This is a genomic window from Niveispirillum sp. GW835-FHT14G11 (assembly GCF_058793615.1).
This window is the reverse complement of sequence record NZ_JBXAFZ010000034.1, coordinates 13,963-32,586: the sequence shown is the minus strand read 5'-3', so window position 1 is coordinate 32,586 and position 18,624 is coordinate 13,963. Positions and strand designations below refer to the sequence as shown.

Here is an 18,624-nt window from a genome sequence, read left to right as displayed (position 1 = left end):
TCCTTGCGTCGTGCCATCGTGAAGCTCCTTTCGCATCACTATGGCCCCGCTAAGCACGGAATTCCCGATAGTCCCGCAGTGGGATAGAGGCTGATCCGACAGCATCCCTGTTTGCCGTTGCGTCGAGCGACCGCTCGATATCCGGGCCAGTATCGTCATTTGAAGCAGCCGTGCCGATGGCAGTCTCTTCTACCCATATCAATCACCGATGGGCCAGCGCGAGGAGAACGTCTGGATGGGCCAAGGCCTGCCCGACGCAAAATCCGGGTGCCGGGGTTCCAACTGCGCAGGGCCATTGTCGTCCCTGACCATGTCAATTAGCGTGAGCGCCCTGGCTGCCCGATCATTTGGCTCATCGCCTTGCTTCATTCCGAACAGTTGTTTGCGCAAGGAAGGAACTGCAACCGGTATGATCTCATAGGCACCTGGCGCTTGCTGCGACGGCACCCGCTCGGTAACAGCTAGTTCAACTATGTGGTAATTGACAAGGCTACGGTGGAGCTTTTGTTCGAGGTCGACCAAAAGCAAAAGACCTTCCGCGTCTGGCGCTTCTGCGACTGCGCTCGCTAGCAACGAGAAGCCGGATATATCAGCGTTGTCACGGAGACGCGCATAGACATCACGACGGACCTCCGGATATTTCTTGAAGCGTTCGCTAATATCCCGTGCCCAACTCCAGCTGTCATATCCACCGCCACCTACAGTTCCGTCCGCGACAAGTGCGACCAAACGGATAATGGCACCCGAGTCTTCCATTCTGAGCACAGCTCTTCGCCAAGCATGATCCTCGTAAAGCCGTGGCTCAAGCACCGCAAGACCGAACAGCGCATCAATGGAGTCTTGAGATGGTGAGGCTGCACAGGCGAATAGCAGGCCTTCCAACTGGGTAACAGGACGGTGCTGCGGTGGGATCGAACTTACAATGTCGACTATCTGTGAGGGGGCGTTGGTGAAGGGTAGCAGCTGCAGCCACCCACGAAGCTCCCATGCATCGTTTTCCATCAGGTTCCACGGTTTCTCTCGCGCCGCGTCCACAATTACGCGGATGCCATCGGCGACGACCTGCGTGGGCACGACTTCACCCGACAGCACCCTGTAGAGCGTTAGCATTGCCCACGTCCTGCGTGGCGCGATTTCCCGCACCTTGGCGAAGAGCGTGGTGCGGTCGCCGTGTGGCAACCGAGCTGCCTTAGTCGCCAGACTGACGCCGAGCTGCCACCGCCCATTGACTATGTCATCATCTATAAACCCTTCAGCCAACCGGAAGATTTCGTCGACGTCTTCTGGGATGGCCACTTGTCCCTTAAGCCATGCGGCGCGGCGCGTACGGACATGGCTGAAATCGGGTCCAGCCCCCAAATTCCGCTCCTGTGGCTCATTTCTGGCGACCCACTGTTCGACGATTACCTGCGCGGCCAACTCGCCAAAATGCGGCTTGGTCAGATAGTCGCGCATGAGCGCTCGTGTCTCCTGCGCATCAATCGACACAAATGCACGATAGTACTGATGCGTCTCGGGTGATCTTGCTTGGTTGGTATCCGAACCTGGCCGCCAGTTGGCGGCAATTGCCGCCGAACGTGCGGCGGCATAACGAGTGAGATTGTGATCTAGCATTCGCTGAAGAACCGGAAGCAGGCGCACATCTGGAACACAACTGATCAGTACTGCGATTTGAGCCAGATCACGACGTGGTACGTCGCTGGCGGCAAGCATCCGCTCTCCCCAGCCACAAGCAAGGTCGCGTATTACATCCAACGACTCCCCGGCGAAGGTGTGCATACGATGGTTGCTATCGCCAAACCGTTGAGACAACAGTCTGGCAAAGAGTTCTACTGCGCCCAGGTCCGCCGCTTCCGACTTGATCCGCACTGCCTCCAGCAGGCTACCGGCCGGTGTCCAGTTAATGCGAGAGAGAAAGATATGGTAACGATCACGCGTCGCTTCGTCGTAAGGACGGCTTCGATCTGACGTGGTCGACTTGACCTCCCGGAGCGCATCGACAAGCTGCCCCACGGCAAGCGGACCCAACACTGCGGCTGCCGCCTCCGCTCGTTCATCGCCTTCAGTATCGGCGAGTACGATCTTCAATAGATCCTCGTCCTCCAGCACTAGCCCCGATGCGGCAAGCATGTCCCGGGCACCGTGGAAAAGCGTACGGCCGGTGCGTACTCGTTCGAGCACACCAGCAGCTACCGCTACGGGATACAGATTGTGCAAGCGGTAGATTAGCTCGCTTGCGGCGCTCCGTCCGCCCTCGAACTCGATCTGCACGATGAGGCCGGTCAGTTCCTTCGCATGATCTGGGTCGGCCTGCGAAAAAGCCAGTTGGCGTAGGTAGGCAACGTGAGCGTTCGGAGAAATTGCGCTGCGAGAGCGAGCCGCGTCGAGCCTGGCTTTGACAGTGGCGTTTTCATGGCCTTCTAGATCATATCCTTGCTGTACAAACTGATCGAGAACGGCATCAGGTGCGGCTGCCAGCACTTCGTTGAGCTGATGGTATGCGAGACGAAAATGGAGTGCCTCAGCAGCAGTCGACTGGACTGAGGTGTCCATATCTACGCAAGCCATAGTCGTGGCAAGTTTGATCCCCTCTATCCCGCCGTTGCTGATCATTTCGCCGAGCAGCACTTGTCGTACCTTTGGTGCGAGCGCACGTATTCGCTCTTCCGCGTTATCGCCTAGTATCGAGGGACGAAAGTGCCGACAGTTTCGGAGTGCTCTTAGACTGACCTGGTCATCCTCATCAGTAATCAGCGGCCACACGTGATGAATGAACTCGGGGCGCCCGCTGTTCATCATGAAACGTAACGTCCGATCAATTCTGCCTGGCACATGCAGACGATCGATACGCCCCTTGATCTGTGTGGCGATCATTTGCCAGGTATCGTCAGTTGATCGGTGGATCATCTCCGCCGCAAGCATCGGATCGACTTCGAGGGCCGCTAACACGGCAAAAGCGCAGGCTTCTTGCAATTCCGTCGTTCCGCGCGACATTCGCTCGACGGCGAACAGGATTGCTTCCTCCCACGCCATATCATCCAGTACTTCCATTTGAAGCAGCCTGCGGACTTGATGATCGGACACAGCGGCGATCATACGCCGCTCGATATCATGGGATGCAAACCACTCCTGGAACTGCTGGTGCTGAAACGCGACAGCGGATGTGTCGCTGACGCGGACCAAGAGATGGCTATCTACTAAGACGGTAAGCACCTCGCTAGGCTCTGGTGGTGTCATCATTTGGCCGTCGCCCTTCAGCGCCATCGACCTTGTGAAGATTGCGCGACGGGCCTCCTTATCGGAGATCGATGTATTCGCCGCCTGCATCGCGGACACTGCCAGTGCATCGAGGTATTCCAGTTGGAAACCATTGGTCACGGCCAGCAGGCGTGCAGCGTGTCCTGCGTCCGCATTGTGCGCAGCCACTAAACGGCGCAGGATCTCTTCGCGTGTTTGGGGAAAGGGATCGTCATTAGGGAGTGAAAGCAGGGCGCTCAAATATAGAGGTATTGACACCAATTCGCGTACACCCGGCGTGCGCCAAGCTCGGTCAAGTATGATCGTACCATGCTCGCCAGCTATGGCCTTGGCGATCTCCAACTGCTGCGCTTCACGCAGCGGCAGCAGCGTAACCCTCTTTCCAGAAAACGGAACATCAAGCGATTGCTGACGCGTCGATATAACCAATGATAACGTAGGTAACTCTGCCTTAAGCCGCTCAATCTCGACCCTTGCTCGGTTCCGAGCGTCTCCCTCGATTTCATTCCAGCCATCAAGTAGGAGGACGACGTCGCCTCCGTCTATCATGGTACGCAGTTCTGTCTCCGATATGCCAGCGAACGCCGGGCGAGCAAGAATGGATGCGAGGAGCGATTTCCGTTCCGTTGCCCAGTCACCCAAGCCCACGAAGATCGGCATGCCGGCATCATTGATGAGCGCACTTTCAGCGATCTGCAGCAGCGTGGCTGTCTTTCCCATGCCTGGGCTTGCTACGAGTATAAGATCATCGAGCGTTCGCACGGTGGTTGCGAGGGCGAACGTCGTTGCTGGTTGCTCAATTTCATCAATCATCAACGTGAGCGCAACCGCACTGCGCGGCCACCGGGACGTGTTCTGCAATACCAAAAGGTCCTTACGCGCCGCATCAAGCAGTCTGCTACGCAACTGGTCTGATGAAGGATTGCCTGTGGGAGGTGGTAACCCTTTGATAACGCGATATAAAGCATCGCGTTCGGCTTCTTTTTTCCATTGGAGCAAAAGTTGGCTAGTAAAATGTCTAGAGTCCAGATCGATCGTGGTGCCGTGATTACGGCACATCCAAATGCCATTTGAGGCGGCACATCGCTCCTCGGCTGACATTTCAGGATTGTAGCGGGGACCGCCTGGCGCAGCCGCACAGATGTGAGCGGCAGTGCCGTTGCTAATCTCACCTTCGCCATCGTGGGTCGCGCAGACAGTGAGGGCACGGCAGGAGGGGTACGAGCAGAGAAAGCCCGCGCGCTTGGCGATCTGCCGCTTCGTTGCCGCCGAAAAGTCGTCCCTAGTCCTGCCCATCGCTGTCACGATTATCACTGTGTACGCACTGATTTGTGCCGACACTCAAATCTACCATAAATGTAAGTTAAAATGATCACTTCTAAAATCGACTGCTACAAAATCTATCTAACGATAACCAGTTCTGATGCACGGCGGTTGTCGTGGCATTGACGGTGACGGCTGAACTTCGCCTGAACCTGTTTCGTAGGTAATCGTATATAAACGTAATTTATCCTCTGATCATAATGTCCCAAGCTCTGCGGAAGCATGCTTGTTGCCCTGGAGGCTTCACATGGCTCCCACTAAGCTCTTGATCGGCCAAATCTTGGTCGTCTTTGCCATCGTCATCCTGGGGGTCTGGGCGGCGACGCAATGGGCGGCGTCCATGCTGGGCTATCAGGCACAGCTTGGCCCTCCCTGGATCGTCATCGCGGGCTGGCCCATTTATCGCCCCTGGCAGCTCTTTTACTGGTGGTACTGGTACGAAGCCTACGCTCCGCATGTCTTCGACAAAGCGGGAATGCAGGCCGGGGCGAGTGGCTTCATGGGCTGCGCCGCTGCCATCATCGGGTCGCTGTGGCGTGCCCGGCAGACCCGGATGGTCACGACCTATGGCTCATCGCGCTGGGCGACCAGCCGGGAGGTGGAAGGGGCGGGGCTGTTCCGGCCGGTGGGTGTCTTCCTGGGCCGGTTGGGCGGCCGGTATCTTCGGCACGATGGGCCGGAGCATGTGATGGCCTTTGCCCCGACCCGCTCGGGCAAGGGCGTGGGGCTGGTGGTGCCGACACTCCTGTCCTGGACCGGATCGACCGTCATCCACGACATCAAGGGCGAGAACTGGCAATTGACGGCGGGATGGCGGGCGCGCTTCTCCCATTGCCTGTTGTTCAACCCCACCGACCCGCGCTCGGCCCGCTACAATCCGCTGCTGGAGGTGCGCAAGGGGCTGGACGAGGTCCGCGACGTCCAGAACATCGCCGACATCCTGGTCGATCCCGAGGGCGCCCTGGAGCGTCGCAGCCATTGGGAAAAGACCAGTCACAGCCTGCTGGTCGGTGCCATTCTGCATGTGCTCTATGCCGAGGAAGAAAAGACCCTGGCCCGCGTGGCTACCTTCCTTTCCGACCCACGCCGCAGCTTTGCCCACACGCTGCGCCGCATGATGGCGACCAACCATCTGGGAACGCCCGATAAGCCCATCGTGCATCCCGTTGTCGCCTCGGCGGCGCGGGAGGTGCTGAACAAGTCGGAGAACGAGCGGTCGGGTGTGCTGTCCACCGCTATGTCCTTCCTTGGTCTCTACCGCGATCCCACCGTGGCGGCAACGACATCGGCCTGCGATTGGCGGATCGCCGATCTGGTCGATGCGCCCCGGCCTGTGTCCCTCTACCTGGTAATCCCACCCTCAGACATTTCCCGCACCAAGCCGCTGGTGCGTCTGGTGCTGAACCAGATCGGTCGCCGGCTGACCGAGCGGTTGGAGGGTGACCCGGCCAAGCGGCGGCGGCACCAGTTGCTGATGATGCTGGACGAGTTTCCTGCCTTGGGGCGACTGGATTTCTTCGAGACGGCGCTGGCTTTCATGGCGGGCTATGGCATCCGGGCCTACCTGATCGCCCAGAGCCTGAACCAGATATCCAAGGCCTATGGGGAGAACAACGCGATCCTCGACAATTGCCATGTCCGCATCGCCTTCAGCAGCAATGACGAGCGGACGGCCAAACGTATCTCGGACGCGCTGGGCACGGCGACGGAATTGCGGGCGCAGCGTAACTATGCCGGCCACCGGCTGGCCCCCTGGCTCTCCCATGTCATGGTCAGCCGGCAGGAGACGGCGCGGCCGCTGTTGACGCCGGGTGAGGTGATGCAATTGCCGTCCAAGGATGAACTGGTGCTGGTGTCCGGGCTGGCGCCGATCCGGGCAAAGAAGTTGCGCTATTACGAGGACCGGAACTTCACCGAGCGGGTATTACCGGCACCACCCCTGGCTGAGGGGGCCTACGCGGACCGGCCACCGGCACGGTTGGAAGATTGGGGCGGGCAAGTGCGGGGAATGGATCAGCGATTGGCTGAGGAGGACGAAGAAGCTTCCATGGACGAGATGACCGAAGGCGGCCTTCAGCAGCAACGTCATCCAGGTTTGCCGGAGGAAGGGATATCCAAGCCGGTGGAGCCTAGTACCGGCGATCTGTTTGGCTCGGCGGACGACGAGACGGATGTGGCGGCGGACAAACGGGCCATGGACCGGCTATCGAATGTCGCCCGTGCCCATGCGATCAACGAAGGATCGCCGGACGATCTTCTGCCCAGCTTCTGACTGCTGCTCGGAGAGAAGGTTGGCGATGCCCGTATGTCACAGGCATCGCCTCGGAGATTAGCCGTTTAGTCCATCCTTCAGCGTCTTGGCCAGCAGGAAAATGGCGTAGGGCCGAAATTCCTACATCACAAGATAAGATGATAACATGGAGTGCCTAGGGTGAAGATTGTTTCATTTTTTCGTATATGTCATCAACTATCTCGCAGTATTCTTCTGAAAGTTCGGCCATTATCCCGTACATTTTTGCCAGTCTATAATGTATGGATCTCGCAAATGGCATTGTGCGGCTCGAATGTTCTTGTGTCTTCCAATGCTGACCCGCGGCTCGTTTTTCAGGAATGCTTGAGTACCTCGATGATATATACTCGAAATTTCCAGCTTCGAAGGCATTTTGGCAAGCCCCCATTATGTAATAATATTGCTGTATTCCAAGGTCAAAATACTCCTTATTGTCCAAAAAATCGACGATTTTATCGGATATATCTCCTCCATTTGATAGATCTGCCGATCCCAATATATTGATAAGATATGCGAGGTTGGACATTATTGGAGAATTGACCTTGTATCCATTTTTTTTCAGGGACTTTTCAACTGGCTTTCTGAACTTAATATAAGCCTCTTGTTCTGATTTTTGATTCCTACCTATTGCTCGGTTCTTCATTGCTTCGTGTCGATCTAGCAATTCTATATATTCTTTATCCTCTTCTGCAGATTTTGGGGTAATTTTTACGCAAGGGGTGTTGTTAAACGCCAACGTGAGCCGACTATCCGTTCCAGCCAGCATGTTTGGCGTTACCTGAGCGGGTATTTTTCCCTTTACCAATTCTATGCCAGCTTCTGCATATGCTAGAGCAACCAGTTCAGAGCAGAAAAAGCGACCACGTTGTCTTTCTCTACCCCCAAATTTAGTTCGAACTGCCCCAGGTGCATCATAGGCACTGAACATGCGTGACCGTGCGGCATCTTCGATGAGTTTCAATTGCATTTGGTTGAGTATCCCATTTGGCATACGATATATTGCTATGTCCTGCGGTTGCCGAATAAAAACAAGTTCAATGCCAATGAGTATAACTCCATCACTGACAGCCTCAGCGATCTGACCATTGCCTATGTAAAGCATTGCGTGAGAAAAGCGCCCATCCACAAACTTAACGACTTCACTAATCGCGTTGTACCCCACTTCAAGCAATACATCTCCAGGTTGAAGATTATCTTTCAATGGATGATAATAAACTTTATCATTGTATTTTATTGATCTTCCAGGTCCAGTCATATTGTTTCTCCAAAATGGTGTCATTATTGGGCGATAATTACTATATTATAAAATTGTTCTATAAGATAGATACGCTTCAGTATGTTCTCTTTTAATCGTATCACATCGTATGTAACCGCTATATGTAATTTTCTCCCCTCATCTGACCCTTAGCGCCAACGTCCCCCATGTTGGAGCCGGGTCATGAAACCCCGCCATCACCTCTATCTCGATGACGAGCTGAGCGCCCAGTTGGATGCCCTGGCATCCAAGCCGGGTTCGACTAAGTCTGCCATCGTCGCCGATGCTCTACGCCAGTATCTGTCCCGCCGGGGCGCCCAGGCGATTGACGAGGCACTGCGCATCCGGCTGGACCGGCAGGCGCGGCAATTGGAACGGATCGAGCGGGATATCCAGGTACTGCTGGAATGCCTGGCCCTTTTCGTCCGCTACCAGCTGACCGTCACCGCACCGCTGCCCGAACCTGACCGGGCCGCCCATGCCGTAGGCAAGGAGCGGTTTCAGAAGTTCATCGACCAGGTGGGCCGCCAGATGGCAGCCCCGACCCGGACCCTGCCTGCAGGTAGGGAGGATGCAGTATGAACCCCCGGCGCGAGGCGGACGAACGTCGCCAATCCATGTTGCGCACGGCCCTGGGAGCAGACATCACTAATGCTCTCAACGATCCCGCTGTCACCGAGGTGATGGTCAATCCCGATGGCGTGCTGCGCCTGGAATGGGCGGGGCAGGGGATCGGCTTGGCTGGCATCTGCACGTCCGCGGCTGAGGTGGAACGTATCATCCGGCTGGTGGCTTCTCATGTCGGGGCCGAAATCCATGCCGACCGGCCCATCCTATCGGCGGAACTGCCCACCGGTGAACGGTTCGAGGGCTTGCTGCCGCCCGTGGTGACAGGACCCTGCTTCACCATCCGCAAACCGGCGGCGCGCGTCCTGCGCCTGGGTGATTATGCTGCCGACGGCATCCTGTCGCCCTTGCAGGCCGAGGCCCTGCGCCGGGCCGTGCGAGCGCGGCGGAACATCCTGGTGGCCGGCGGCACGGCGTCGGGCAAGACCACCTTGGCCAATGCCCTGCTGGCCGAACTGGCCGACAGCGCTGAACGGCTGGTGCTGATCGAGGATACGCGCGAGTTGCAATGCGCTGCACCTGATTGCGTGGCCCTGCGCACGCGGTCGGGTGTCGTCAGCCTGCGCGACCTGGTGCGCTCCACCCTGCGCCTGCGGCCCGACCGGATCATCGTCGGCGAGGTGCGGGGCGGGGAGGCGCTGGACCTGCTCAAGGCCTGGAACACCGGCCATCCCGGCGGCATCGCCACCCTGCATGCCAATTCCGCTCATGCCGCCCTCTATCGGCTGGAACAGCTGGCCCAGGAGGCGGTGGTCACCGTGCCCCGCCGGCTCATCGCCGAGGCGGTGGATCTCATCGTCCATATCCGCTCCCGCGGCGGTCAGCGTCTCGTCGACGCCATCGCCCGCACCGACGGACTGGACGCCCAGGGCGACTACCGTGTGGTCACCCTGGGCCCGGCCGACCTGCAATCAATCTGACAGGAGAATGAGATGTCACGCTCCCGCTTTCCCCGTCTGCGTTCCCTGGCCTTTGCCGGGCTGGCCCTGCTGCTGGCCGCCCCGGCCAATGCTGCCGGCTCCGGCATGCCCTGGGAGGATCCCCTCCAGCGCATCCTGGATTCCGTCCAGGGTCCCGTCGCCAAGATCGTGGCGGTGATCATCATCATCACCACGGGCCTGACCCTGGCCTTCGGCGAGACCTCGGGCGGCTTTCGCCGGCTGATCCAGATCGTCTTCGGGCTGTCGGTGGCCTTCGCCGCCTCCAGCTTCTTCCTGTCCTTCTTCTCCTTCGGCGGCGGGGCGCTGGTGTGATGGCCGCGACCGAGATGCCGGAGGGCTTCACCATCCCGCTGCACCGGGCACTGACCGAGCCGATCCGGCTCGGCGGGGCGCCGCGGGCGCTTGCCATCCTCAATGGCACCATCGCCGCCGCCATCGGCCTGGGGCTTCAGCAATGGCTGGCGGGCCTGCTGCTGGCGCTGGGCGGTCACAGCCTGGCCGTGCTGGTCAGCCGCCGCGACCCGCATATCGCCGCCATCCTGGCCCGTCACCTGCGGCAGGCGGGAGGCTGGTCATGCTGAACCTCGCCGAATACCGCCCCCGGCACGACCGGCTGGCCGATCATCTGCCCTGGGCCGCCTTGGTGGCGCCGGGCACGGTGCTGAACAAGGATGGCAGCTTCCAGCGCACCCTGCGCTATCGCGGGCCGGACCTGGACTCTGCCACCGAGGCCGAACTGATTGCCCTGTCGGCCCGCGCCAACAACGCGCTCCGCCGCCTGGGTTCGGGCTGGGCCTTGTTCTTCGAGGCGGAGCGGGTGGAGGTGGCAGCCTATCCGGACGCAACCTTTCCCGACCCCGCCTCCTGGCTGGTCGACGAGGAGCGCCGTGCGGCGTTCCGGGAGGCCGGCCGCCATTACGAGAGCCTCTATCACCTGACAATCCTCTACCTGCCGCCGCCCGACAGCCAGGATCAGGCGCACAAGACCCTGGTCGATGATGGCCGGAAAACCCGCGCCCGGGACTGGCGGCAGGAACTGGACCGGTTCCGGGACGAGTTCTTCCGGCTGGCCGGCCTGCTGCAAACCATCCTGCCCGAGCAACATGATCTGGATGATGCGGAGACGTTGACCCATCTGCACGGCTGCATCTCCACCCGTCGGCACCGGCTGACGGTACCGGCCGTGCCCATGCACCTGGACGGGGTGCTGGTCGACACGCCGCTGCTGGGTGGGCTGGAACCCATGCTGGGCGACCGGCACCTGCGCGTCCTGACGGTGCTGGGCTTCCCCAACCAGACGCGGCCCAGCCTGCTGGACGCGCTGAACCACCTGGATTTCCCCTATCGCTGGGTGACGCGCTGGATCCCGCTCGACAAGGAGGACGCCACCCGCATTCTGACGCGGTTGCGTCGCCACTGGTTCGCCAAGCGCAAATCCATCGGTGCCCTGCTGCGCGAGGTGCTGACCAACGAGCCGTCCACCCTGCTGGACAGCGATGCCGACAACAAGGCCGCCGATGTCGATCTGGCCTTGCAAGGGCTGGGCGCCGACCATGTCGGCTATGGCTATGTCACCGCCACGGTCACGGTCTGGGATACCGACCAGCAGGCCGCCGATGACAAGCTGGGCGCGGTGGAGCGCGCCATCACGGGGTTTGGCTTCTCCGTGATCAGGGAGAGCGTCAATGCCGTGGAGGCCTGGCTGGGCAGCCTGCCGGGCCATGTCTATGCCAATGTCCGCCAGCCGATGATCCATAGCCTCAACCTGGTCCACCTGATGCCGCTCTCGGCCATCTGGGCCGGTCCCGCCCGCAACAAGCATCTGGATGGGCCGCCGCTGTTCCAGGCGGAGACCAGCGGGGCGACGCCCTTTCGGCTCTCCACCCATGTCGGCGATGTCGGGCACATGCTGGTCGTCGGCCCGACGGGGGCCGGCAAGTCGGTGCTGCTGGCCCTGATGGCTTTGCAGTTCCGCCGCTATGCAGGCGCCCAGGTCTATATCTTCGACAAGGGCAATTCCGCCCGTGCCGCCACCCTTGCCATGGGCGGGCGACACCATATGCTGGGGCAGGCTGGCGACCTGTCCTTCCAGCCGCTGCGCCGCATCGACGATCCCGACCGGCGTGCCTGGGCTGCCGACTGGATCATCGGCCTGCTGGAGCATGAGCAGGTCGCTGTCACGCCGGCGATCAAGGAGATGGTCTGGTCGGCGCTGAACAGCCTGGCCGGCGCGCCACCCGTACAGCGCACCCTGACCGGCCTGTCGCTGCTGCTGCAATCCAACCCGCTGAAAGCTGCCCTTCAGCCTTATACGCTGGAAGGTCCCCATGGCGGCCTGCTGGATGCGGCGACCGACGGGCTCGACCTGGCATCGGTGCAGTGTTTCGAGATGGAGGTGCTGCTGCACCGGACCGGCGCCGTGCTGCCGGTCCTCACCTATCTCTTCCACCGGCTGGAGGAGCGCTTCACCGGGGTGCCGACCCTGCTGATCCTGGACGAGGCCTGGGTCTATCTCGACAATCCGGCCTTCGCGGCCCGCATCCGGGAATGGCTGAAGGTCCTGCGCAAGAAGAACGTCGCCGTTCTCTTCGCCACCCAGTCGCTGGCCGACATCGCCGGCAGCCTCATCGCACCGGCCCTCATCGAAAGCTGCCCGCAGCGCATCTTCCTGCCCAATGATCGGGCCATCGAGCCCCAGGCCAGGGCGGTCTATAGCGCCTTCGGACTGAACGACCGCCAGATCACCCTGATCGCCCAGGCCACGCCCAAGCGAGACTATTACCTGCAATCCAGGCGCGGCAACCGGCTGTTCCAGCTCGGTCTGGGGCCGGTGGCCAAGGCCTTCTGCGCCGCGTCCGATCCCGTCTCGCAGGTGCTCATCGACAAGCTGCTGGCCGAGGGTGGGGCGCAGGCATTTGCCGCCCGCTGGCTGGGCATCAGGGAACTCGATTGGGCCGCCGACCTGCTGGACCGCTTTCCAGGGGAGACCACTTCATGACGATGCGCTTGCTGGCGGCGGCACTGCTGTCTGCCACCCTGATGGTGGGCGATGCCGACGCCTTCACCGTCTACGACCCGACCAACTATGCCCAGAACGCCCTCCAGGCGGCCCGTGCCCTGGAGCAGGTCAACAACCAGATCCGCAGCCTGCAGAACCAGGCCGCCATGTTGCAGAACATGGCCCGCCAGCTCCAGCGGCTGGACTATTCCTCGCTCAGCCAGATCACCAGCGCGTTGAACCGCATCGATGGGCTGATGATCCAGGCCGACAGTATCGGCTTCGATCTGGCCGGCAGCGAGGAGGCCTGGCGCCGGACCTATCCCGGCTCCTATGGCGACGCTGATACCGCCGCCCTGAACCGGCAGGCCCATGACCAATGGCAGAGCGCCATGGCCTCCTACCGCCAGACCATGCGGGTGCAATCCGGCGTGGTCGGCGCGATCCAGGCGGATGCACCCCTGCTGGCCGACCTGGTCGGTCGCAGCCAGGACGCCGCCGGCAGCTTGCAGGCCCAGCAGGCCGGCAACCAGCTCCTGGCGCTGTCCATCAAGCAGCAGATGCAGTTGCAGAACTTGATGGCCGCCCAATACCGCGCCGATGCCGAGACCCAGGCTGCCACCGCCGAGGCCAACGCCATCGCCCGCGAGCGCACCCGGCGCTTCCTGGGCGATGGCCACGCCTATAGCCGCTGAGGAGGCCGCAATGGGCGACCTGGGCATTATCGACCGGTTCACGGAAACCTTCATCCGCTACATCGATAGCGGCTTCGGCCTGCTGTCCGGCGATGTCGCCTGGCTCACCGGTATCCTGATCACCATCGACATGGTCCTGGCCGGCTTGTTCTGGGCTCTGGATGGCGATCATGACGTGATGCCCAGGCTGGTGCGCAAGACCCTCTATGTCGGTTTCTTCGCGCTGATCCTGAACAATTTCCAATCCCTGTCGGAGGCCATCTACAGCTCCTTCGCGCAGTTGGGTTTGCGGGCCGGTGGTTCAGGCCTGTCCGCCCAGGACCTGCTGCATCCGGGACACCTGGCCGCGGTGGGGTTCGAGGCGGCCCACCCGCTGCTGAAGCAAGCGGAGACCATGATCGGGTTCCCGGAGGTCTTCGGGAACATCCTGAGCCTGACCATCCTGATGCTGGCTTGGTTCTTCGTCGTCATCGCCTTCTTCATCCTGGCGGTGCAGCTCTTCATCACGCTGGTGGAATTCAAGCTGACCTCGCTCGCCGGCTTCGTGCTGGTGCCCTTCGCGCTCTGGAGCAAGACCGCCTTCCTGGCCGAGCGCGTGCTGGGCCATGTCATCTCGTCCGGCATCAAGATCATGGTGCTGGCCGTCATTGTCGGCATCGGCTCGGGCTTCTTCCGGGAATTCACCGAGGCGCTCAATGGCCGGGAGCCCGGTATCGCCGAGGCCATGACCATGGTGCTGGCATCCCTGGCCTTGCTGGGGCTGGGCATCTTCGGACCGGGCATCGCCGCCGGCCTCGTTTCCGGCGCACCGCAACTGGGGGCGGGGGCCGCCCTGGGCACCGTGGGATCCGCCGCCGGTACCATGCTGCTGGCGGGTGGGGCCGCTGCCGCCGGCGTCCGTCTCGCCGGCAGTGCCGGGATGGCCGCCCTGCGGGCCGGTGCCAGCATGGGCGGGGCGGCAACGGGCGCCTTCCAGTCGGCATCGGCTGCCGGTCACGCCGGTGTTGGTGGTGCCGCTCGCGCCGCCGGGGAAGCCACCATGCGCGGTGCCCGCAATGCCGGCAGTCGCGCGACGGAACCGGTGCGGGAGGCCTTCAAGGCCGGACGCCAATCGACCCATCCGGATGCAGACGGAGTAGAGGACGCCGGTTCATCGCCACGGTCCAACACCAATAGCGCTCCTGATTGGGCGCAAAAGCTGCGCGCCGAACAGGCCGCCCGCGCCCATCGCCATGCCGCCACCCAGACCATCAAGGATGGCGACCGTTCCGGCGGCTCCGCCAACCCGTCCCTCGATCAGAAGGATGATTGAGCCATGTTCTTCAAACGCTCCCTGCAACGCTATGGCCGGACACCCGAGCCGGTGACGCCCTACCAGAAGGCCGCCCAGCAATGGGACGAGCGCATCGGCAGCGCCCGCGTCCAGGCAAGGAACTGGCGGCTGATGGCTTTCGGCTGCCTGGGCCTCGCCATGGGCCTTGCCGCGACCTCTGCCTGGCAGTCCGGCCAGAGCCGCATCATGCCCTATGTCGTGGAGGTGGACCGGCTGGGGGAGGCCCGCGCCGTGGCCCCGGCCGTCAGCGCCTATCAGCCGACCGATGCCCAGGTCGCCTATTATCTGGGGCGCTTCATCGGCAATGTCCGCTCGCTTTCCACCGACCCGGTGCTGGTGCGCCAGAACTGGCTGGCGGCCTATGATTTCGTGGCTGACCGGGCGGCCCTGTTCCTGAACGAACAGGCCAAGGTCAATGACCCGTTCAGCCGCATCGGCACCAACAGCGTCACGGTCCAGGTGACCAGCATCGTCCGGGCGTCGGACCTCTCCTTCCAGGTGAAATGGACCGAGCAGCATTTCGAGCGCGGCAGTCTGGTCCGCACCGAGCGCTGGACCTCCATCCTGGCCGTCAGCCTGCGTCCGCCCCGCACGCCGGAGGCGCTGACCCGCAATCCGCTGGGCGTCACCATCACCGCCATCGACTGGTCGCGCGAATTCGACGCCCCCGCTCCCCAGAGGACCACGCCATGACCAAGCTGATCCTGCCGTTCCTAATGGCCGGCCTGCTGACCGCCTGCGCCGGCCAGCCCAAGAAGCTGCCCGCCATCACCTATGACAGCGCCGACTTCCGGCCGGCCGAGGTCGAGCCGGAACCGCTGCTGCCGGTGCAGGTGGTTGAAAGGCCCGTGCTCCTGCCGCTGCCGGGCCAGTTGCAGCCGCCACCCCAGGCCAGTGTGACGCCCGACAACCGTCCACCGACCCGGCGGGTGGCCGATGCCAACAAGGCCGCCACCCAGGAACCGACCCGCTATGGCTACGTCAATGCCATCCAGGTCTATCCCTATACCGAGGGCGCCCTCTATCGGCTCTATGCCGCGCCGGAACGGGTCAGTGACATCGCCCTCCAGCCGGGCGAAGGCGTCGTCGCCGTCTCGGCCGGCGACACGGTGCGCTGGATCATCGGCGATACCAGCAGCGGGGCCGGTGCCAGCCAGCGGGTGCATGTGCTGGTCAAGCCTGTGGCCGCCGGCCTGACGACCAACCTCGTCATCACCACCGATCGCCGCGCCTACCATCTGCTGCTGGAAAGCACGGAGCAGACCGCCATGGCGGCCCTGTCCTGGACCTATCCCCAGGATCAGTTGCTGGCCCTGCAACGCTGGAACAGCCAGGCCGCAGCCGCTCAACCCGTCGCCAGCGGCCTGTCCCTGGACGCACTGCATTTCCGTTACGCCCTTAGCGGCGACGATCCACCCTGGCGGCCGCTGCGGGCCTTTGATGATGGGTCCAAGGTCTATATCGAGTTTCCCCGCCGCCTGGACCAGGGCGAAGCGCCGCCGCTATTCGTTATCGGGCCGCTGGGGGAGGCCCAACTGGTCAACTACCGGGTCCGCGGCCGCCATTACATCGTCGATCGCCTGTTCGCTGCCGCCGAACTGCGCCTGGGCAGCGAGCCGCAGCAGATCGTCCGTATCGAGCGTATCGACGGGAGGCCGTCATGACCGCGCCTGTCGGTGACGACAAGATCCCTTCTGAAAAGCTGGAACTGCGTGCCGCTCCGCGTCGGGCCATCCGCTTTCGGCGGGGTTTGATCATTGGTGGCACCGGCGTCGCCGCCGGCACCATCCTGGCCCTGACGTTGATCTCCTTGCAGAGCGTCGACCGTAAACCGGACGGGCGGGGGCAGGAACTGTCCCATCCCAACCGGTCGCCGACACCGGAAGGGCTGGCCTCCCTGCCGGCCGATTACAGCCAGATCAAGCCCGACACCCCGGTCCTGGGGCCGCCCCTGCCGGGTGATCTGGGCCGGCCGATTCTGGAACACCAGAAGCGGCATGGCACCGAATGGCCGGCAACGGGACCGGCCCAACAGCTTACGCCCGAGCAGGTGCAGGTCAACCAGGCCCGGCAATCCGGCCTGTTCTACCGCACCGAACCGAAAGCCGTGCCAGGGATGCCAGGAAATCGGAATCCGGAGCCCGCCGCTGGTTCCATGCCTCCCACCGACCTGTCGCCGGCTGCCGAACCCGACGCTCAGCAGCGCAAGCTGGACTTCCTGTCCCAGCCGAACAGCAGCGGCATCTACAATCCTTATGCCGAACAGCAACCCGCCTCGCCCCATCAGGTCATGGCCGGCAGCATCATCGCTGCCGCCCTCGTCACCGGCCTCAATTCCGACCTGCCCGGCATGGTCGTGGCCCAGGTGACGGAGAACGTCCATGACAGCATCACCGGCCGGACCCTGCTGATCCCCCAAGGCTCCCGTCTCATCGGCACCTATGACAGCCGGGTCAGCTTTGGACAAAGCCGCGCCCTGCTGGTCTGGCAGCGCCTGATCCGGCCCGACGGCTCGTCCGTGCAACTGGACAACCTGCCGGCCACCGATACCGAGGGCCGATCCGGCCTTTCCGACGCGGTGGATTTCCATACCGGTCGCCTGCTGAAGGGCATTGCGCTCGCCACCTTGCTGGGCGTCGGCACCGAGCTGACCTTCGGGGAACAGGAAGGTGAACTGGTCCGCGCCGTGCGGGAATCCATCCAGCAGAACGCCGACCGCGCCGGCCAGCGCATCACCGAGCGCAACCTGGACATCCAGCCCACCCTGACCGTCCGCCCCGGCTGGCCGCTACGCGTCATCGTCCGGCGCGACCTGATCCTCTCCCCCTACCGTGGAGGCTGACATGTTGAAGCTCCCCAAGCTGCCTGACCGCACGCCGGTCAAGCTGACCATCTCCGTCAGTCCCGACCTGCATCAGCGGTTGCTGACTTACGCCGCGCTCTACCGTGCCACCTACGGCACGGCCGAACCTGTCACCGATCTGGTCCCTTACATGCTGGATGCCTTTCTGGACAGCGATCGCGCCTACGCCAAGGCCCGGAAGGAAGACCTGCCCGCTGTTGAGGAGCCTACCCGCCGCCAAGGGCGGCGCAAGGTCAGCGCGGATGCGGCACCTCCCACCGATGACAAGGAGGCTTAAGCCATGAGCACCATCGGTCATTTCACCTTGGCCAAGGATGGAGGCTGGACTGGCATCATCCATACCCTGACAATCAATGCCAAGGTGCGTCTCGTGCCCAACGACAATCGTGACCAGGACGACGCGCCCGCCTATCGCTTGCTGCTGGGGCACGACCGTATCGGCGATGCCTGGGAAGCACAGACCACAGGGGAGGAACCACGCGCCTATCTCCGGGTGCGCTTTGACGACCCGGCTTTGCTCGAACCTGTAAGTGCCGCCTTGTTTCCGACCGAGGATGGGGCGGCGGCGAAGCTCATTTGGAATCGTCGCAGGCAGTAAAGTGCGTAGGTCCTATTGTGGCTGCCGCGGGGCCGAAAGCGGATGATCGGGTGACGGACACACTTGGCCTCGAGCGGACGTTCCGCTCACGATCCGATATCGACCGTTACTGGTTCTTTGCTCTTCCCCGAGGAGACTGCATGAATTCAAGGCAACGTTGGTTATGTTGCACTGACAAGGTATCTGTTGTCTTTCAGTTAGATGATATGAAACAGTTCGATGGGAGCGGTTAGCAACCTTTCAAGCTACGATACGCCATCCAATCCATCATATATAATGCTTCATGATCGACATGGATAATATCTTTTCTAATCGAATTGTTTCCAGCACTATAATGAGCTTTCTCGACGAGATCAGGATCAGATTCTCACAAAAAACTGCTTTCCGAGCAGTGCCAGAGGTTGCCAAAATCGGCAAATCCTGAAAATTTGAGATATCGTCGA

General features: G+C 61.7%; 15 protein-coding genes. 13 read left to right on the top strand and 2 right to left on the bottom strand.

The window, feature by feature from the left end; translation table 11 throughout:
- Positions 1-198: 198 nt before the first annotated feature.
- Positions 199-4,599, bottom strand: coding sequence for an NACHT domain-containing protein (locus tag AC1Q7F_RS31875; RefSeq protein WP_492512574.1), 4,401 nt, complete (start codon positions 4,597-4,599; stop codon positions 199-201).
- A gap of 229 nt (positions 4,600-4,828) precedes the next feature.
- Here AC1Q7F_RS31875 and AC1Q7F_RS31870 point away from each other — a divergent pair, with 229 nt between their 5' ends.
- Positions 4,829-6,853, top strand: a complete 2,025-nt coding sequence (locus tag AC1Q7F_RS31870; RefSeq protein WP_492512573.1) for a conjugal transfer protein TraG — start codon at positions 4,829-4,831, stop codon at positions 6,851-6,853.
- A 154-nt stretch (positions 6,854-7,007) separates the two neighbouring features.
- Here the strand turns inward: AC1Q7F_RS31870 and AC1Q7F_RS31865 are convergent, their stop codons facing one another.
- On the bottom strand, positions 7,008-8,126 hold the full coding sequence (locus tag AC1Q7F_RS31865) for a YiiX/YebB-like N1pC/P60 family cysteine hydrolase (protein ID WP_492512572.1): 1,119 nt from the start codon (positions 8,124-8,126) through the stop codon (positions 7,008-7,010).
- Between the two features lie 183 nt (positions 8,127-8,309).
- Between AC1Q7F_RS31865 and AC1Q7F_RS31860 the strand changes: the two genes are divergently transcribed.
- From AC1Q7F_RS31860 to AC1Q7F_RS31805, 12 genes are read left to right on the top strand one after another with little or no spacing between them, the layout of a single operon-like run.
- Positions 8,310-8,708, top strand: coding sequence for a ribbon-helix-helix domain-containing protein (locus AC1Q7F_RS31860; protein ID WP_492512571.1), 399 nt, complete (start codon positions 8,310-8,312; stop codon positions 8,706-8,708).
- On the top strand, positions 8,705-9,673 hold the full coding sequence (trbB, locus tag AC1Q7F_RS31855) for a P-type conjugative transfer ATPase TrbB (RefSeq protein ID WP_492512570.1): 969 nt from the start codon (positions 8,705-8,707) through the stop codon (positions 9,671-9,673). Before AC1Q7F_RS31860 ends, trbB begins: the two co-directional genes overlap by 4 nt.
- 12 nt (positions 9,674-9,685) lie before the next feature.
- On the top strand, positions 9,686-10,006 hold the full coding sequence (locus AC1Q7F_RS31850; RefSeq protein WP_492512569.1) for a TrbC/VirB2 family type IV secretion system protein: 321 nt from the start codon (positions 9,686-9,688) through the stop codon (positions 10,004-10,006).
- Positions 10,006-10,275, top strand: a complete 270-nt coding sequence (locus tag AC1Q7F_RS31845; protein ID WP_492512384.1) for a VirB3 family type IV secretion system protein — start codon at positions 10,006-10,008, stop codon at positions 10,273-10,275. The genes AC1Q7F_RS31850 and AC1Q7F_RS31845 overlap by 1 nt, the downstream gene beginning before the upstream one ends.
- Entirely contained in the window at positions 10,269-12,692 is a 2,424-nt protein-coding gene (gene trbE / locus AC1Q7F_RS31840; RefSeq protein ID WP_492512568.1) for a conjugal transfer protein TrbE, read from the top strand. The genes AC1Q7F_RS31845 and trbE overlap by 7 nt, the downstream gene beginning before the upstream one ends.
- A complete protein-coding gene (trbJ, locus tag AC1Q7F_RS31835; RefSeq protein ID WP_492512567.1) occupies positions 12,689-13,387 on the top strand; it encodes a P-type conjugative transfer protein TrbJ in 699 nt (232 codons plus the stop codon). The genes trbE and trbJ overlap by 4 nt, the downstream gene beginning before the upstream one ends.
- 10 nt (positions 13,388-13,397) lie before the next feature.
- On the top strand, positions 13,398-14,699 hold the full coding sequence (gene trbL, locus AC1Q7F_RS31830; RefSeq protein ID WP_492512566.1) for a P-type conjugative transfer protein TrbL: 1,302 nt from the start codon (positions 13,398-13,400) through the stop codon (positions 14,697-14,699).
- A gap of 3 nt (positions 14,700-14,702) precedes the next feature.
- Positions 14,703-15,413 carry a conjugal transfer protein TrbF gene (gene trbF, locus AC1Q7F_RS31825; RefSeq protein WP_492512565.1) on the top strand — a complete coding sequence of 237 codons (711 nt, stop codon included), beginning with the start codon at positions 14,703-14,705 and terminating at the stop codon, positions 15,411-15,413.
- On the top strand, positions 15,410-16,384 hold the full coding sequence (gene trbG / locus AC1Q7F_RS31820) for a P-type conjugative transfer protein TrbG (RefSeq protein ID WP_492512564.1): 975 nt from the start codon (positions 15,410-15,412) through the stop codon (positions 16,382-16,384). Before trbF ends, trbG begins: the two co-directional genes overlap by 4 nt.
- Entirely contained in the window at positions 16,381-17,562 is a 1,182-nt protein-coding gene (locus AC1Q7F_RS31815; RefSeq protein ID WP_492512563.1) for a TraB/TrbI/VirB10 family type IV secretion system protein, read from the top strand. Before trbG ends, AC1Q7F_RS31815 begins: the two co-directional genes overlap by 4 nt.
- Position 17,563: 1 nt before the next feature.
- A complete protein-coding gene (locus AC1Q7F_RS31810; RefSeq protein WP_492512562.1) occupies positions 17,564-17,860 on the top strand; it encodes a DUF2274 domain-containing protein in 297 nt (98 codons plus the stop codon).
- A 3-nt stretch (positions 17,861-17,863) separates the two neighbouring features.
- The gene (locus tag AC1Q7F_RS31805) at positions 17,864-18,181 is read left to right on the top strand and encodes a DUF736 domain-containing protein (protein ID WP_492512561.1); all 318 of its coding nucleotides are present in this window, start codon (positions 17,864-17,866) and stop codon (positions 18,179-18,181) included.
- Positions 18,182-18,624 lie beyond the last annotated feature (443 nt).

What these genes read in the sequence shown, in the direction of transcription:
- AC1Q7F_RS31870 (WP_492512573.1), top strand. Translation starts at nt 4,829, where the DNA reads ATGGCTCCCACTAAGCTCTTGATCGGCCAAATCTTGGTCGTCTTTGCC.
- AC1Q7F_RS31865 (WP_492512572.1), bottom strand. Translation starts at nt 8,126, where the DNA reads ATGACTGGACCTGGAAGATCAATAAAATACAATGATAAAGTTTATTAT.
- AC1Q7F_RS31860 (WP_492512571.1), top strand. Translation starts at nt 8,310, where the DNA reads ATGAAACCCCGCCATCACCTCTATCTCGATGACGAGCTGAGCGCCCAG.
- trbB (WP_492512570.1), top strand. Translation starts at nt 8,705, where the DNA reads ATGAACCCCCGGCGCGAGGCGGACGAACGTCGCCAATCCATGTTGCGC.
- AC1Q7F_RS31850 (WP_492512569.1), top strand. Translation starts at nt 9,686, where the DNA reads ATGTCACGCTCCCGCTTTCCCCGTCTGCGTTCCCTGGCCTTTGCCGGG.
- AC1Q7F_RS31845 (WP_492512384.1), top strand. Translation starts at nt 10,006, where the DNA reads ATGGCCGCGACCGAGATGCCGGAGGGCTTCACCATCCCGCTGCACCGG.
- trbE (WP_492512568.1), top strand. Translation starts at nt 10,269, where the DNA reads ATGCTGAACCTCGCCGAATACCGCCCCCGGCACGACCGGCTGGCCGAT.
- trbJ (WP_492512567.1), top strand. Translation starts at nt 12,689, where the DNA reads ATGACGATGCGCTTGCTGGCGGCGGCACTGCTGTCTGCCACCCTGATG.
- trbL (WP_492512566.1), top strand. Translation starts at nt 13,398, where the DNA reads ATGGGCGACCTGGGCATTATCGACCGGTTCACGGAAACCTTCATCCGC.
- trbF (WP_492512565.1), top strand. Translation starts at nt 14,703, where the DNA reads ATGTTCTTCAAACGCTCCCTGCAACGCTATGGCCGGACACCCGAGCCG.
- trbG (WP_492512564.1), top strand. Translation starts at nt 15,410, where the DNA reads ATGACCAAGCTGATCCTGCCGTTCCTAATGGCCGGCCTGCTGACCGCC.
- AC1Q7F_RS31815 (WP_492512563.1), top strand. Translation starts at nt 16,381, where the DNA reads ATGACCGCGCCTGTCGGTGACGACAAGATCCCTTCTGAAAAGCTGGAA.
- AC1Q7F_RS31810 (WP_492512562.1), top strand. Translation starts at nt 17,564, where the DNA reads ATGTTGAAGCTCCCCAAGCTGCCTGACCGCACGCCGGTCAAGCTGACC.
- AC1Q7F_RS31805 (WP_492512561.1), top strand. Translation starts at nt 17,864, where the DNA reads ATGAGCACCATCGGTCATTTCACCTTGGCCAAGGATGGAGGCTGGACT.